We start from the raw sequence: 15,764 nt of genomic DNA, 5'->3' as shown, positions 1-15,764 counted from the left end.
CCTCACGGTCTTTCCGGTACATCCCGTGGCATCTCGGGTGCAGCGTAACCGGGTTCCGGCTCCGCGTGCGTCCGGGCGGCGGGGCTGGTGAAGACCCAGCGCCGCATCGCCCAGAAGCGGAACAGCATGGCGACGAAGGTGCCGACCACCATCCCGCTGAGGAAGTCGGCGACCTCCTGCTGGAACGGGTCGACGTACGGCTCGCGCAGGTCGAGGGCGTACCGGGAGAGCGCAAGCGGGATGTCGTTGACGCCGATCGCCACCACGCTGACCAGGAAGAACAGCAGGGCCTCCGGCCGGCGCCCGTCCGTCCGGAAGGCCCAGCGGCGGTTGAGCACGTAGGAGACGACGGTGGCGATCACCGTCGCCACCGTCAGGGCGACCACCGGCTGGTGCTCCAGGACGGTGAACTTGAGCTCGACGTCGATCACCGTGGTGAGGACGAAGCAGCCGCTGCCGACCGTCAGGAACTTCACCAGCCGGCGGTGCCGCACCAGGAACGGCCGCAGCCTCGCCGGCACCCGGGCCAGGACGCGCTGCGTGGGGGACGGCATCTCCGCAGTGTGGCACGCGGCGGGCCGGTCCGGCGGATCCGCCGGACCGGCCCGGGCCGCCCGCGCCGACCGCGTCAGGCCGCGGCGACCAGCACTCCGGCCGGCTCCAGGGCCAGCTCCAGCACCTCCCGTACGTCGGCCACCGGGTGGACGGTGAGCCGCTCCAGCACCTCGGCCGGGACGTCGTCCAGGTCGGCCTCGTTGCGCTTGGGGATGATCACCGTGGTGACGCCGGCCCGGTCGGCGGCGAGCAGCTTCTGCTTCACCCCGCCGATCGGCAGCACCCGCCCGGTCAGCGACACCTCGCCCGTCATCGCCACGTCGGTGCGCACCCTGCGGCCGGAGAGCAGCGAGGCGAGCGCCGTGGTCATGGTGATGCCGGCGCTCGGCCCGTCCTTGGGGACGGCCCCGGCCGGGATGTGCAGGTGCACGCCGCGGTCGCGCAGCGAGGTGACCGGCAGTTCCAGCTCGGCGCCGCGCGAGCGGAGGTAGGAGAGCGCGATGTGCGCGGACTCCTTCATCACGTCACCCAGCTGCCCGGTCAGGGTCAGCCCGGTGCCGCCGGTCTCGGCGTCGGCCAGCGAGGCCTCGATGTAGAGGACGTCGCCGCCGGCGCCGGTGACGGCGAGGCCGGTGGCCACCCCGGGGACGGCGGTGCGCCGCTCGGCCGGCTCCTGGGCGGACTCCGGCACGTGGTGCGGGCGGCCGATCAGGGCGGGCAGGTCCGCCGCGCCGACCGCGGCGGGCAGCTCGCGCTCGCCGAGCTCGGCCTGGGCGGCGATCTTGCGCAGCACCCGGGCGATCGAGCGCTCCAGGTTCCGCACGCCCGCCTCCCGGGTGTACTCCCCGGCGAGCCGGCGCAGCGCCTCCTCGTCCACGCCGACCTGCTCGCCGCCGAGGCCGGCCTTCTCCAGCTGGCGCGGGAGCAGGTGGTCGCGGGCGATGACGACCTTCTCGTCCTCGGTGTAGCCGTCCAGCCGGACCAGCTCCATCCGGTCGAGCAGCGGCTCGGGGATGGCCTCCAGCACGTTGGCGGTGGCGAGGAAGACCACGTCGGAGAGGTCGAGCTCGACCTCCAGGTAGTGGTCCCGGAAGGTGTGGTTCTGCGCCGGGTCCAGCACCTCCAGCAGGGCGGCGGCCGGGTCTCCCCGGTAGTCGGAGCCGACCTTGTCGATCTCGTCGAGCAGGACGACCGGGTTCATCGAACCGGCCTCCTTGATCGCCCGCACCAGCCGGCCGGGCTGCGCGCCGACGTAGGTGCGCCGGTGGCCGCGGATCTCGGCCTCGTCCCGGACGCCGCCGAGCGCGACCCGGACGAAGCTGCGGCCCATGGCGCGGGCCACGCTCTCGCCGAGCGAGGTCTTGCCGACGCCGGGCGGCCCGACCAGGGCCAGCACCGCGCCGCCCCGGCGCCCGCCGACCAGCCCGAGCCCCTGGTCGGCCCGGCGCTTGCGCACCGCGAGGTACTCGACGATGCGGTCCTTCACGTCGGCCAGGCCGGCGTGGTCGGCGTCCAGCACGGCGCGGGCGCCGGCGATGTCGTACGCGTCCTCGCTGCGCTCGTTCCAGGGCAGCTCCAGGACGGTGTCCAGCCAGGTGCGGATCCAGGAGCCCTCGGGCGACTGGTCGGAGGAGCGCTCCAGCTTGTCGACCTCCTTGAGCGCGGCCTCGCGGACCTTCTCGGGCAGGTCGGCGGCCTCGACCCGGGCGCGGTAGTCGCCCTCCTCGTCGGCCGGGTCGCCGTTCAGCTCGGCCAGCTCCTTGCGGACGGCCTCCAGCTGGCGGCGGAGCAGGAACTCCTTCTGCTGCTTGGCCACGCCCTCCTCGACGTCCTTGCGGATGGTGTCGTTGACCTCCTCCTCGGCGAGGTGGTCGCGCAGCAGGGTGAGCGCGTACTCCAGGCGGGCGACCTGGTCGGCCTCCAGCAGCACCTTGAGCTTCTGCTCGGCGGTGGCGAAGGGCGCGTAGCCGATGTTGTCGGCGAGCTCGCCGACGCCCTCGATCTGCGCCACCCGGTCGACGATCTGCCAGGCGCCGCGCTTGCGCAGCCACTGGGTGGACAGCGCCTTGTACTCCTTGACCAGCTCGGCGGCCCGCCCGGCCACCGGCATGCCGACCGAGGACTCCTGGAACGGTGTGGTCTCCACCCAGAGGGCGGCGCCGGGGCCGGTGGTGCCGACCCCGATCCGGACCCGGCGCACGGCGCGCACCAGCGCCGCCGGGTCGCCGTCGGCCAGCCGGCCGACCTGCTCCACGGTGGCCAGCGTGCCGGCCGCCGCGTACGAGCCGTCCACCCGCGGGACCAGCAGGACCTGGGGCTTGCCGGAGCCGGCGGCCGCGGCACGGGCGGCCTCGACCGCGGCACGCACCTCGGTGTCCTTGAGGTCCAGCGGGACGACCATGCCCGGGAGCACCACCTCGTCGTCGAGGGGCAGCACGGGCAGGGTGAGCGGTGTGGACGTCGATGCCATGATCTCTCCCCGGTCAGTGAACTTGAGTCGACCTGACTAAGGATTCACGAGCGCCAGTTGTTCCCCGCATCTTGTTCGCCGTGAGCGAACGGCGACGTCACCGGAACGGCCGGGAGGAGGCGCCGTCAAAAGGAAGCGGAAAGAACGGCCCAAGAGGGCCCCGGCGTCAGCGCGCGGTGGACGGCCGCCGCCCGGCCCGCACCGCCGCGGCGGCGAGGGAGACGACCGAGGAGAGCCCCGAGGAGAGCGCCGAGGAGGCGGACGGGGAAGCGGCGGAGCCGACCGCCCGCAGCCGCGCCGGACGCGACCGCGGCCCGGGCGGGCGCCGCTCGATCCGGTCCAGCCGGCGCCCCAGCGCCATCCCGGTGAGCAGCGCGGCCGGGTGCCCCACCGCCGTGACCAGGTCCTTCTGGGTGGCGATCTGCTGGACGAGCATCAGCCCGACGCCGGCCAGCGCCACCGCACGCGCGCGCGGCGGCAGCGCCCCGGCCGCCGCGCCCAGGCAGGCGAGCACGCCGTAGCTGACGCCGATGTCCAGCTGGTCCATCGCCGCCGGGGCCAGCCGTCCGGTCTCCACCGCGGTGATCACCACACCCTGGGAGAGCAGGGTGGCCGCGACGTGCCCGGCGGCGAGCACCGCCGCCGTCCGGGCCGGCCCGACCCGCCGCTCCAACGGGGCCAGGGTGAGGGCGAACCCCCACAGGTAGGGCAGCCACGATCCCCCGGCCACCCAGAAGCCGCTGAGCAGCAGGGCGCGCAGCGGGTGCTCGAGCAGGTTGTGGCCGTCAGAGCTGGAAGCTTCCTGCAAACGCCGGACGAGTTCCGGATCGGCGATCCCGGCGAAGGTCGAGGTGGCTCCGACGACCGCGAGATATCCGATCGTGAACGGAGTACGCCGCGGTGTCGGCACGCGTTCCAGCAGCCATTCGACGGCACCGCCGCGCAGCCGGCCCGGAAGCATTCCGTACGGCGCCCCCGAAGGCGCGCGCCCGCCGGCACCCCACCGCAGTCCAGCCATGACGCCTCCGCTCCCACACCCGCAGCCGCACGGCGCCCGGAGGCACCCGACGCCCCGGCGCGGAGGCCGGATTCCGCCCTGCGGGGCGTTGTCGCGGCCACGCTACGTCGAGGTTCTGAGAGGCACCTGAGAAAAGCCCGTGAAGACCGTCGACGGCGGGACCGGCCGGATTCCCGGCATTGGTCCAGACCTACTTCCTATTAACGCGTCAGTAGGGCCTCTGACCGGCGACTTGGCGTCAACTGAACTGCATACGTACCGTTACGCAGTGAAAATTCGCCGGGTAAGGTATCGGCCCGTGCCCACTCGTGCGGTGGGCCCGAGGGTGGCCGGACAGCCGGCCCAGCGGGCCGGAAACGTCCGGTCCGCCTGCCGGGAGGCATCCGCTGTCCGTACGCTGCGAAGTGCGTGGGAGGAGTGGACGGAAGACCATCCGTCCGCCACTCCCCGGTGCACGAACGGGACGGCGGACCCGGCACAGTCCACGACGGAACAAGACTACGAGCGGAGCCCCGCCATCCCCACAGGTGGCCGGCCCGCAGCCCTGGGGGCGGTGGCGTGACCGTGACAGAAATTCAGCAGGACAACCCCAACACCGGCGGCACTGTGAGCAGCCAGCGCAGAGTGCTGGTGGTGGAGGACGAACCCACGATCGCCGAGTCGATCGCGGCGCGACTGGGCGCCGAGGGGTTCAAGGTCGCCGTGGCCCACGACGGCCCCGGCGCGGTGGACGGCTTCCACACCTGGCAGCCGGACCTGGTGGTCCTGGACATCATGCTGCCCGGCTTCGACGGGCTGGAGGTGTGCCGCCGGATCCAGGCCCAGCGCCCGGTGCCGGTACTGATGCTGACCGCCCGCGACGACGAGACGGACCTGCTGGTCGGCCTCGGCGTCGGTGCCGACGACTACATGACCAAGCCGTTCTCCATGCGCGAACTGGCCGCCCGGGTCAACGTGCTGCTGCGCCGCGTCGAGCGTGCCCAGCAGGCGGCCCGCACGCCCGCGCTCGGCAGCCTGCGCTTCGGCGAGCTGGAGATCGACCACGTGCAGCGCCGGGTCCGGCTCGCCTCGGGCGACGTCCACCTGACGCCGACCGAGTTCGACCTGCTGGCCTGCCTGGCCGCCCAGCCGCGCGCGGTGCTCACCCGCGAGCAGCTGCTGGCCGAGGTGTGGGACTGGACCGACGCGTCCGGCACCCGCACCGTGGACAGCCACGTGAAGGCGCTGCGCCGCAAGATCGGCGCCAGCTGGATCCGCACCGTCCACGGCGTCGGATACGCGCTGGAGGCCCCGCTCTCCTGACGGGGGCTTCGGGCGACGGGCCACCGGGGGGCCCGTGTCCCGGCACCGCCGTGACAACACGCGGGGATCACAGGGGACCAATGACCTTTCCACAGCAACGCAACGGGGACGCCGACGGCGCTCGCCCGCAGACCCTGGCCGCCCGGGCGGCCAGCCGGGTCTGGGCCGACATCCGTCCGCTCGACCCGGTCCGCTCGATCAAGGGCAAGCTCGCCCTGCTGGTGATCGTCTCCGTGTTCCTGGCCACCGGGATGGTGGTCGTGGCGATCCGGTCCGAGACCCAGATCCGGATCATCATGGTCTTCTCCATGATCGCCTCGCTGCTGTTCATGCAGTTCCTCGCACACGGGCTGACCGCCCCGCTGCGCGAGATGACGGACGCCGCCCGCGCGATGGCCTCCGGCGACTACAGCCGCCGGGTCGAGGTGAACTCGCGCGACGAGATCGGCGAACTGGCGGCCGCCTTCAACGGCATGGCCGCCGACCTCCAGGCCGCCGACCGGCACCGCCGGGAGCTGGTCGCCAACGTCTCGCACGAGCTGCGCACGCCGATCGCGGCACTGCGCGCCGTGCTGGAGAACGTGGTGGACGGCGTCGTCCAGCCCAACCCGGCGACGCTGGGGGCCGCGCTGGAGCAGACCGAGCGGCTCGGCCGCCTGGTCACCCACCTGCTGGACCTCTCCAAGATCGACGACGGCGTGGTCGACCTGGACGCCCGCCCCTTCGAGGTGCGCGAGTTCCTGGACGGCGTGCTGCGCGGGGTCACCGTGGACGGCGCGACGGCCGGCGGGGCCTTCTCCCGGCGCGGCGACGTCCGGCTCGCCCTGGAGGTCAGCCCGGCCGGCCTGACCGCCGTGGCGGACCCGGAACGCCTCCACCAGGTGGTCGCCAACCTGGTCGACAACGCCTGCAAGCACTCCCCGCCCGGCGGCACCGTGACGGTGCGCGCCCGGCCCGACGGCGAGGACGGCGGCCTGCTGCTGGAGGTCCAGGACGAGGGCCCCGGCATCCCGCCGGCGGACCGCGGCCGGGTCTTCGAGCGGTTCAGCCGCAGCGGCACCGCGACGGCCTCCGGGCCGGGCTCGGACGGCGGCACCGGGCTGGGCCTGGCGATCGCCCGCTGGGCGGTGGACCTGCACGGCGGACGGATCGCCGTCGCCGAGTCGCCGCGCGGCTGCCGGATCGAGGTCCGGCTGCCCGGGCAGTCCTGAGCCGGCCGGGACATTTGTCACAGATCCGACACAGACGCATACGAAGATCGTCGACGGATGAACCCGGGTGTTTGTCCGCTTTCGCCCCGATTTAGGGGGTGATCGGGCGCGATCGTTTCCCCTCAGATACGGCTTTCTAACGTGCTTTTTCAGCCAATCTGCAGGTCAGGACTGTGATCTGGGCGACGCCTGGGGCCCGGGGACTGCGCGATCACTGGTCAGGGGCGTAGCCTTAATCCCCGCTGTCCAAACATCCCAAAAGGAAGCGGAAGAGGGCGGTTGCCGCCGTGTCGCCACAGTCCCCTGAAACCCCCAACAGCTCGGCAAGCTCCACTGGCTTCGGCCCCAATGAGTGGCTCGTCGATGAGATCTACCAGCAGTACCTCCAGGACCCGAACTCGGTAGACCGAGCCTGGTGGGACTTTTTCGCCGACTACAAGCCCGGTACCGAGGTGACCCCAGTGACCCAGGCCGCGACCCAGGCCGGCCCCACGCCGACCCCTGCCGCTGCCCCCGCGCCCGCCGCAGCTGCTGCGCCGGCCGCACCCGCCGCCGCCCCGGCCGCTCCGGCCCCGGCCGCCGCCGCCCCGCTCGCCGCCGCGCCCGCCGCGCCCCCGGCCCCCAAGGCCGCCGCCCCGGCCGCGCCCGCCGCCCCCGCCGCGGCCGGCCCCGAGCTGGTCCAGCTGCGCGGCCCGGCCAAGGCCGTCGCCACCAACATGGACGCCTCGCTGGAGGTGCCGACCGCCACCTCGGTCCGCGCCGTCCCGGCGAAGCTGTTGATCGACAACCGCATCGTCATCAACAACCACCTGCAGCGCGCCCGCGGTGGCAAGGTCTCCTTCACCCACCTGATCGGTTACGCCCTGGTCCAGGCCATCAAGGCCGCCCCGGGCATGAACCACAGCTACAAGGTGGAGGACGGCAAGGCCTTCCTGGTCAAGCCGGAGCACGTCAACCTCGGCCTGGCGATCGACCTGGTCAAGCCGAACGGCGACCGCCAGCTCGTCGTCGCCGCCATCAAGAAGGCCGAGACCCTCGACTTCTTCGGCTTCTGGCAGGCCTACGAGGACATCGTCCGCCGGGCCCGCGCCAACAAGCTGACCATGGACGACTTCACCGGCGTCACGGTCTCGCTGACCAACCCCGGCGGCATCGGCACCGTGCACTCCGTGCCGCGCCTGATGCAGAACCAGGGCACCATCGTCGGCGTCGGCGCCATGGAGTACCCGGCCGAGTTCCAGGGCTCCGCCCCGGAGACCCTGTCCCGCCTGGGCGTCTCCAAGATCATGACGCTGACCTCGACCTACGACCACCGCGTCATCCAGGGCGCGGCGTCCGGCGAGTTCCTGCGCGAGATCCACCGCCTGCTGCTCGGCGAGAACGGCTTCTACGACGAGATCTTCGAGTCGCTGCGGATCCCGTACGAGCCGGTCCGCTGGGCCACCGACGTCGCCACCACCCACGACGACGAGGTCAACAAGACCGCGCGCGTCATGGAGCTGATCCACTCCTACCGGGTCCGCGGTCACCTGATGGCCGACACCGACCCGCTGGAGTACAAGCAGCGCAAGCACCCCGACCTGGACGTCACCACCCACGGCCTCACCCTGTGGGACCTGGAGCGCGAGTTCGCGGTCGGCGGCTTCGGCGGCCAGAAGATGATGAAGCTCCGCGACATCCTCGGCCTGCTGCGCAACACCTACTGCCGCACCGTCGGCATCGAGTACATGCACATCCAGGACCCGAAGCAGCGCAAGTGGCTGCAGGAGCGCCTGGAGAAGCCGTACTCGAAGCCGGAGCGCGAGGAGCAGCTGCGGATCCTGCGCCGGCTGAACTCGGCGGAGGCCTTCGAGACCTTCCTGCAGACCAAGTACGTCGGCCAGAAGCGCTTCTCGCTGGAGGGCGGTGAGTCGCTGATCGCGCTGCTGGACGCGACCATCGACTCCGCCGCCGAGCACCGCCTGGACGAGGCCGTCATCGGCATGGCCCACCGCGGCCGCCTGAACGTGCTGGCCAACATCGTCGGCAAGCCGTACGGCAAGATCTTCGGCGAGTTCGAGGGCAACCTCGACCCGAAGTCGATGCACGGCTCCGGCGACGTCAAGTACCACCTGGGCGCCGAGGGCACCTTCACCGGCCTGGACGGCGAGACCATCAAGGTCTCGCTCGCCGCGAACCCCTCCCACCTGGAGGCCGTGGACCCGGTCGTCGAGGGCATCGCCCGCGCCAAGCAGGACATCCTGGACCAGGGCGGCACCACCTTCCCGGTGCTGCCGATCCAGATCCACGGCGACGCGGCCTTCGCCGGCCAGGGCGTCGTCGCGGAGACCCTGAACATGTCGCAGCTGCGCGGCTACCGCACCGGCGGCACCGTGCACGTCGTGGTGAACAACCAGGTCGGCTTCACCGCCGCCCCGGCGTCCTCGCGCTCCTCGATGTACTGCACCGACGTGGCCCGCATGATCGAGGCCCCGATCTTCCACGTGAACGGCGACGACCCGGAGGCCGTGGTCCGCGTCGCGCGGCTCGCCTTCGAGTTCCGCCAGGCGTTCCACAAGGACGTCGTGATCGACCTCATCTGCTACCGCCGCCGCGGTCACAACGAGGCCGACAACCCGTCGTTCACCCAGCCGCTGATGTACGACCTGATCGACAAGAAGCGCTCGGTGCGCAAGCTGTACACCGAGGGCCTGATCGGTCGCGGCGACATCACCATGGAAGAGGCGGAGCAGGCGCTCCAGGACTTCCAGGGCCAGCTGGAGAAGGTCTTCGCCGAGGTCCGCGACGCCGCCCAGGCGCCGGCCCCGACGGCCGGCGGCAAGCCGCAGGCCGACTTCCCGGTCAACATCCAGACCGGCATCTCCCAGGAGATGGTCAAGCGGATCGCCGCCTCGCAGGTCAACCTGCCGGACTGGCTGACCGTCCACCCGCGCCTGCTGCCGCAGCTGCAGCGCCGCGCCGCCTCGGTCGAGGACAACACCATCGACTGGGCGATGGGCGAGACCCTCGCCATCGGCTCGCTGCTCATGGAGGGCCACCCGGTCCGCCTGGCCGGCCAGGACAGCCGCCGCGGCACCTTCGGCCAGCGGCACGCCGTGCTGATCGACCGCAAGACCGGCGAGGACTACACCCCGCTGCAGTACCTCACCGAGGACCAGGCCCGCTACACCGTCTACGACAGCCTGCTGTCGGAGTACGCGGCCATGGGCTTCGAGTACGGCTACTCGCTGACCCGCCCGAACGCGCTGGTCATGTGGGAGGCGCAGTTCGGCGACTTCGTCAACGGCGCGCAGACCATGGTGGACGAGTACATCGCCTCCGCCGAGCAGAAGTGGGGCCAGCACTCCGGCGTCACCCTGCTGCTGCCGCACGGCTACGAGGGCCAGGGGCCGGACCACTCGTCCGCCCGCCCGGAGCGTTTCCTGCAGATGTGCGCGCAGGACAACATGACGGTCGCGATGCCGACCCTGCCGTCGAACTACTTCCACCTGCTGCGCTGGCAGGCGCACAACCCGCACCACAAGCCGCTGGTCGTCTTCACCCCGAAGTCGATGCTGCGTCTCAAGGCCGCGGCGAGTGCGACCGAGGAGTTCCTGTCCGGCTCGTTCCGCCCGGTCATCGGCGACACCACCGTCGACCCGGCGCAGGTCCGCAAGGTGGTCATCACCGCCGGCAAGTTCTACTACGACGTGGCGGCCGCCCGCGCCGAGCGCGGTGTCACCGACACCGCGATCGTCCGGGTCGAGCGGCTCTACCCGCTGCCGGTGGCCGAGCTCCAGGAGGAGCTGGCCCGCTACGGCGACAACGTCCAGTTCGTCTGGGCGCAGGAGGAGCCGGCCAACCAGGGTGCCTGGCCGTTCATCGCGATGAACCTGGTCGACCACCTCCAGGTCGTCATCGGCCGCAGCGGCGGCGACGCCCGCCTGCGCCGGGTGGCCCGCACCGCGGCCTCGTCGCCGGCGGTCGGCTCCGCCAAGCGGCACGCGGCCGAGCAGCAGGCGCTGCTGGAGGAGATCTTCGCGCTCTGACGCGCGCAGGCTCCACGGCACCACCGACGCCCGCGGCCCCGTCCCCCGACCAGGGGGGGCGGGGCCGCGGGCGTACCGGCCGACCGCCGCCGCACCGGTCGGCCGGCCCCGACTATCCTGACCGGGTCAATCCCCATCCGACCGGAGCGAACCGTGTACTTCACCGACCGAGGCATCGAGGAGCTGGAGAGCCGGCGCGGCGAGGAGGAGGTCACCTTCGAGTGGCTCGCCGAGCGCCTGCGCGAGTTCGTCGACCTCAACCCGGACTTCGAGATCCCGGTCGAGCGGCTGGCCACCTGGCTGGCCCGGCTCGACGACGAGGACGACGACGAGTGAGCCCCGGCGGCCGCTCGTAGCAGGGCCCGGGAGGCGACCGCCTCCCGGGCCCTTCGCACGTCTCCCGTAGGGGACGGCTCCGGGACGGCTCCGGGATGCGTCCGGGGTGGGTTCCGGGGTGGAACCGCTTGCTTTTCCCGGCACGCGATATATCGTCTTTGGAAGAGAACGCGATACATCGCGATCCGCTACGGGAGGCGGCAGAGATGAGCCAGTGGACGATCGAGGAGCCGGGCAGGACCACGTTCGAGGACGAGGTCCGCGCGCTGCACGTGCGCGTCATCGACGGCACGGTGAACGTGGTCGCGGCCGAGGGCCCGGCCCGCCTGGAGGTCACCGACCTCACCGGTGACCCGCTGCACCTGACGCTGGTCGACGGCGTCCTGACCGTCACCTACAAGGACATCAACAGCTGGGGCGAGTTCGGCAGCTGGATCAAGTCGGTCGGCTCGGTCCGCAGCTTCTTCGACTCCTTCAAGCGCAAGCGCTCGGTCGGCGTCACCCTGACCGTGCCGGCCGGCACCGAGGTCAAGGTCGGCACCGTGTCGGCGCACGCCACCGTGACCGGCATCGACGGCCAGGTCTCGGTGCAGAGCGCCAGCGGCGACACCACCCTGGCCGGGGTCACCGGCCGGATCGACGCGAGCACCGTCACCGGCGACGTGGACGCCCAGGCGGTCGGCGGCCGGCTCAAGGTCAACACCGTCTCCGGGCAGCTCACCGTGATCGCCGGCACCGCCGACCGGGTCCAGGCCAACACCGTCACCGGCGCCGTCACCCTGGACCTCGACGTGGCCGGCGAGACCGACGTCAAGGTCAACACGGTCAGCGGCCCGGTCGTGGTCCGGATCCCCTCGCTGGCCGACGCGACCGTCGAGGCCGGCTCCACCAGCGGCGACGTCTCCAGCACCTTCGACGAGCTCAGGATGAGCAGCACCTGGGGCGCCAAGAAGATCACCGGCCAGCTCGGCGAGGGCCGCGGCAGCCTCAACGTCACCACCGTCTCCGGCGCGGTCACCGTGCTGCGCCGCCCCGAGTCGGAGGACGACGCCCCGGTGGTGGTCCGGGAGCTCCCGGCCGGCCCCGCCTCCGACGGGCCCACCGGCCCCGACCTCAGCAAGGAGGCCTGAGATGAGCCCCGTGTTCGGCCACGGCCGGCTCCGGCTCTACCTGCTCAAGCTGCTGGACGAGGCCCCGCGGCACGGCTACGAGGTGATCCGCCTGCTGGAGGAGCGCTTCCAGGGCCTGTACGCGCCGTCCGCCGGCACCGTCTACCCGCGACTGGCGAAGCTGGAGCAGGAGGGCCTGGTCAGCCACAGCACCGAGGGCGGCCGCAAGGTCTACCGGCTGACCGACGCCGGGCGCGCCGAACTCGAAGCCCGGCGGGTCGAGTTGGACGAGCTGGAGCTGGAGATCCACGACTCGGTGGCGCAGCTCGCCGGGGCGATCCGGGAGGACGTCCGGGACAGCGCCAAGGACCTGCGCGAGGAGCTCTGGCAGGCCGCCAAGCAGGCTCCCCGGCCGGACCGCGCCGAGACCGGCGGCGACCCGTGGGCCGGGCCCTGGGGCGACAACGACTCCTGGCAGCGCGCCAAGGAGGAGTTCGCCCAGTTCAAGCGGCAGGCCAAGGAGCAGGCCAAGCGCGCCCGGGAGCAGGAGCGGGCCGCCAAGGCCAAGGCGAAGGCCGCCGAGGAGGAGGCCCGCCGGCTGCGCGAGCAGGCCAAGGCCTCCCGCACCGCCGCCCAGCAGGAGGCGCTGCGGATCAAGCGCCGGGTCGAGCAGCAGGTGCGCGAGCACGCCGCCAAGGGCGACTGGCCGACCGGGCTGGCCGAGGGCCTGTCCGAACTGACCAAGGGCCTGGCCGGGCTGGCCGACGCGGCCCGCTGGGGCCATCCGACCGGTGAGGCCGGCGAGGGCGCCGGGGCGGCCGAGTCCTCCGAGCCGTCCGAGCGGGTCACCGTCACCCGGATCGACCTGGACAAGGACTCGGGCGAGGACTCGGGCAAGGGCCAGGACGGACCGACCGCCACCGCGGACCTGCCGCCGTGGGCGCGCACCGATCCGGACGGCGACCCGGCCCGCGAACTGGAGCGGCTGCTCGACCGCTTCCGCGACCAGGTCCGCGACGCGGCCCGGGACGGCGCGGTGAGCGCCGACCGGCTGGCCGAGGCCCGCTCGGTGCTGGGCGCCGCCGGCGAACGGTTGAAGCGGCTGCTCGGCTGACCAGGCCGCCCGCCCGGGCCCGGTGCCCCCGACCAGGGGGCGCCGGGCCGCCGCGCGTCAGGGGTTGAGCACGATCTTGCCGAAGACCTCGCCCTTGGCGAGCCGGGCGAAGCCGTCCCGGGCCTCGGCCAGCGGCAGCACCGAGTCGATCACCGGACGGACCCCGCTGTTGGCGCACAGGGACAGCAGCCCGGCCAGCTCCTCCTTGGTGCCCATGGTCGAACCGACCACCTTGAGCTCCAGGAAGAAGATCCGGTTCAGCTCGGCGGCCTTCGGGCTGGGGCCGGAGGTGGCACCAGAGATGACGATGGTGCCGCCCGGGCGCAGCGACTTCACCGAGTGCGACCAGGTCGCGGCGCCGACCGTCTCCATCACCGCGTCCACCCGGTCGGGCAGCCGGGCGCCGCTCTCGAAGGCCGCGTCCGCGCCGAGCCCGACCGCCCGGTCGCGCTTGGCCTCGTCCCGGCCGGTGACCCAGACCCGCAGGCCGGCCGCCTTGGCGAGCACGATCAGCGCGGTCGACACCCCGCCGCCGGCCCCCTGCACCAGCACCGTGTCACCGGGCTTGACCCCGGCGTTGGTGAACAGCATCCGGTACGCCGTCAGCCAGGCCGTGGGCAGGCAGGCGGCCTCCTCGAAGCTCAGCTCGGCCGGCTTGGGCAGCAGGTTCCAGGTGGGGACGGCCACCCGCTGGGCGAAGGTGCCCTGGTAACGCTCGGTCAGGATGGACCGGGGCTCCTTCGGGCCCACCCCGTGGCCGGACTGGCCGATCACCGAGTGGACGACCACCTCGTTGCCGTCCTCGTCGACGCCGGCGGCGTCGCAGCCGAGGATCATCGGCAGCTTCTCGGCGGGCAGGCCGACTCCGCGCAGCGACCACAGGTCGTGGTGGTTGAGGCTGGCGGCCCTGACCGTGACCACGCTCCACCCGGGACGGGCCTGCGGCTCGGGGAGTTCGCCCAGCTCCAGCCCGCTCAGCGGGTCGTCGGCGTCGATACGGGCGGCATAGGCAGCAAACATGACCCGGACACTAGCCGGGACGGCCGGGGCCGGGAACCACGCGTGAGTGTGACGCGTGTCCCGGCTGTTAGTCCCCCGCTTGTTACTCCCCCGCTCGCCTCCGGGCGCTCGGACCCGCTGCGGCTCGGGGGGGCGGGGGAGCGGCCGTCGTGGCCGGCACGCTCCCCCGGCCCCGGGGGCCGGTGCCCGATCGTCAGATCCGGGCGACGCCCTCCGCGCGGGCGGCGTCGGCCACGGCCTTGGTGACGGCCGGGGCGACCCGCTCGTCGAACGGCGAGGGGATGACCTTCTGCGGGGTCAGCTCGTCGGCCACCACGGCGGCCAGCGCCTTGGCGGCGGCCAGCTTCATGCCCTCGGTGATCCGGGAGGCCCGCACCTGGAGGGCGCCGGCGAAGATGCCCGGGAAGGCCAGCACGTTGTTGATCTGGTTCGGGAAGTCGCTGCGCCCGGTGGCGACGACAGCCGCGTACTTGTGCGCCACCTCGGGGTGGATCTCCGGGTTGGGGTTGGCCATCGCGAAGACGAACGCGCCCTCGGCCATGGTCGCCACGACCTCCTCCGGCACGGTGCCGCCGGAGACGCCGATGAACACGTCGGCGCCGGCCAGCGCGTCGGCCAGCGAGCCCTTGAGCTCCGAACGGTTGGTCAGCTCGGCGATCTCGGCCTTGACGTCGGTCAGGTCCTCACGGCCCCGGTACACCACGCCCTTGCGGTCGCAGACGGAGACGTCGCCGATGCCCGCCGCCAGCAGCATCTTGGCGATGGCGATACCGGCCGCGCCGGCGCCGGAGATCACGGCCCGCAGCGAGCCGATCTCCCGGCCGGTCACCTTGGCGGCGTTCCACAGGGCGGCCGTGGTGACGATCGCGGTGCCGTGCTGGTCGTCGTGGAAGACCGGGATGTCCAGGGCGTCCTGGAGCCGGCGCTCGATCTCGAAGCAGCGGGGGGCGGAGATGTCCTCCAGGTTGACGCCGCCGAAGGACGGGGCCAGCCGGACCACCGTCTCGACGATCTCGTCCACCTCGGTGCAGGCCAGCGCGATCGGCACCGCGTCCACCCCGCCGAACTGCTTGAACAGGATGGCCTTGCCCTCCATCACGGGGAGCGAGGCCTCCGGGCCGATGTCGCCCAGGCCCAGCACGGCGGTGCCGTCGGTGACCACCGCGACGGTGTTGGACTTCCAGGTGTAGTCGTTGACCAGCTCCGGCTGCTCGGCGATGGCCGTGCAGACCCGGGCGACACCGGGGGTGTAGGCGAGGGACAGGTCGTCCGCGTCGCGCACCGGCACGGTCGCCCGGATCTCCATCTTGCCGCCGCGGTGGAGCGCGAAAACGGCGTCGACCGGATCGTCGGTGTCCTGGGTGCTGCTGATGATCTCCGCTGCCACGATGACCTCTTCGTCATTGTTCCGGCGAGGTGCGCGGCCGACGGACTGGGCGCCCCGGCCGTAAGCCGGAAACCGGGTACGCCTGAGCGGACCCGGGGTCGGGGCGGGGGCGCTGCCGTCGGGTGGCGCCCTCGGATGAGGGTTTTTTATGGGGTCTTGTGTTGTCCGCTTGTGCTACCGGGCCGAGCGTAGGTCGGACCAAGGCATCGCACCT

The 15,764-nt window shown here is 72.4% G+C and carries 11 protein-coding genes; 6 read left to right on the top strand and 5 right to left on the bottom strand.

The features are described 5' to 3' along the window. Positions 1 to 2: 2 nt before the first annotated feature. From AB0F71_RS15820 to AB0F71_RS15810, 3 genes are all read right to left on the bottom strand, one after another. Positions 3 to 554, bottom strand: a complete 552-nt coding sequence (locus tag AB0F71_RS15820; RefSeq protein WP_360233507.1) for a GtrA family protein — start codon at positions 552 to 554, stop codon at positions 3 to 5. A gap of 74 nt (positions 555 to 628) precedes the next feature. Then, a complete protein-coding gene (lon, locus tag AB0F71_RS15815) occupies positions 629 to 3,025 on the bottom strand; it encodes an endopeptidase La (RefSeq protein ID WP_360233504.1) in 2,397 nt (798 codons plus the stop codon). Between the two features lie 166 nt (positions 3,026 to 3,191). Beyond that, on the bottom strand, positions 3,192 to 4,043 hold the full coding sequence (locus tag AB0F71_RS15810; protein ID WP_360233501.1) for a rhomboid-like protein: 852 nt from the start codon (positions 4,041 to 4,043) through the stop codon (positions 3,192 to 3,194). A gap of 564 nt (positions 4,044 to 4,607) precedes the next feature. Between AB0F71_RS15810 and AB0F71_RS15805 the strand changes: the two genes are divergently transcribed. The 6 genes from AB0F71_RS15805 (at position 4,608) to AB0F71_RS15780 (ending at position 13,143) form a co-directional block, all read left to right on the top strand. Next, complete coding sequence (locus AB0F71_RS15805; protein WP_094742879.1) at positions 4,608 to 5,345, top strand: response regulator transcription factor; 738 nt, start codon at positions 4,608 to 4,610, stop codon at positions 5,343 to 5,345. An 80-nt stretch (positions 5,346 to 5,425) separates the two neighbouring features. Then, positions 5,426 to 6,556, top strand: coding sequence for an ATP-binding protein (locus AB0F71_RS15800; RefSeq protein WP_360233498.1), 1,131 nt, complete (start codon positions 5,426 to 5,428; stop codon positions 6,554 to 6,556). 287 nt (positions 6,557 to 6,843) lie between these two features. Next, positions 6,844 to 10,584, top strand: a complete 3,741-nt coding sequence (locus AB0F71_RS15795; RefSeq protein WP_360233495.1) for a multifunctional oxoglutarate decarboxylase/oxoglutarate dehydrogenase thiamine pyrophosphate-binding subunit/dihydrolipoyllysine-residue succinyltransferase subunit — start codon at positions 6,844 to 6,846, stop codon at positions 10,582 to 10,584. Positions 10,585 to 10,737: 153 nt separating this feature from the next. Next, positions 10,738 to 10,920, top strand: a complete 183-nt coding sequence (locus tag AB0F71_RS15790) for a DUF6104 family protein (RefSeq protein ID WP_350504423.1) — start codon at positions 10,738 to 10,740, stop codon at positions 10,918 to 10,920. A 206-nt stretch (positions 10,921 to 11,126) separates the two neighbouring features. Continuing rightward, positions 11,127 to 12,050, top strand: a complete 924-nt coding sequence (locus AB0F71_RS15785; RefSeq protein ID WP_360233491.1) for a DUF4097 family beta strand repeat-containing protein — start codon at positions 11,127 to 11,129, stop codon at positions 12,048 to 12,050. Between the two features lies 1 nt (position 12,051). Next, the gene (locus AB0F71_RS15780) at positions 12,052 to 13,143 is read left to right on the top strand and encodes a PadR family transcriptional regulator (protein WP_360233488.1); all 1,092 of its coding nucleotides are present in this window, start codon (positions 12,052 to 12,054) and stop codon (positions 13,141 to 13,143) included. Between the two features lie 57 nt (positions 13,144 to 13,200). On the opposite strand, the gene AB0F71_RS15775 is transcribed toward AB0F71_RS15780, so the two are convergent. Together AB0F71_RS15775 and AB0F71_RS15770 are read right to left on the bottom strand one after the other, a co-directional pair. Further along, entirely contained in the window at positions 13,201 to 14,163 is a 963-nt protein-coding gene (locus tag AB0F71_RS15775; protein ID WP_360233485.1) for a zinc-binding dehydrogenase, read from the bottom strand. Between the two features lie 193 nt (positions 14,164 to 14,356). After that, the gene (locus AB0F71_RS15770) at positions 14,357 to 15,550 is read right to left on the bottom strand and encodes an NADP-dependent malic enzyme (RefSeq protein ID WP_360233482.1); all 1,194 of its coding nucleotides are present in this window, start codon (positions 15,548 to 15,550) and stop codon (positions 14,357 to 14,359) included. Positions 15,551 to 15,764 lie beyond the last annotated feature (214 nt).

This window comes from Kitasatospora sp. NPDC028055 (genome assembly GCF_040637885.1).
Taxonomy (GTDB): Bacteria; Actinomycetota; Actinomycetes; order Streptomycetales; family Streptomycetaceae; genus Kitasatospora.
The sequence above is the reverse complement of the archived record's forward strand: the minus strand, read 5'-3'. Positions and strand labels throughout refer to the sequence as shown.

Excerpts from the sequence above, each read along its gene's own strand:
- AB0F71_RS15810 (WP_360233501.1), bottom strand. The coding sequence starts at position 4,043 with ATGGCTGGACTGCGGTGGGGTGCCGGCGGGCGCGCGCCTTCGGGGGCG.
- AB0F71_RS15775 (WP_360233485.1), bottom strand. The coding sequence starts at position 14,163 with ATGTTTGCTGCCTATGCCGCCCGTATCGACGCCGACGACCCGCTGAGC.
- lon (WP_360233504.1), bottom strand. The coding sequence starts at position 3,025 with ATGGCATCGACGTCCACACCGCTCACCCTGCCCGTGCTGCCCCTCGAC.
- AB0F71_RS15800 (WP_360233498.1), top strand. The coding sequence starts at position 5,426 with ATGACCTTTCCACAGCAACGCAACGGGGACGCCGACGGCGCTCGCCCG.
- AB0F71_RS15820 (WP_360233507.1), bottom strand. The coding sequence starts at position 554 with ATGCCGTCCCCCACGCAGCGCGTCCTGGCCCGGGTGCCGGCGAGGCTG.
- AB0F71_RS15785 (WP_360233491.1), top strand. The coding sequence starts at position 11,127 with ATGAGCCAGTGGACGATCGAGGAGCCGGGCAGGACCACGTTCGAGGAC.
- AB0F71_RS15780 (WP_360233488.1), top strand. The coding sequence starts at position 12,052 with ATGAGCCCCGTGTTCGGCCACGGCCGGCTCCGGCTCTACCTGCTCAAG.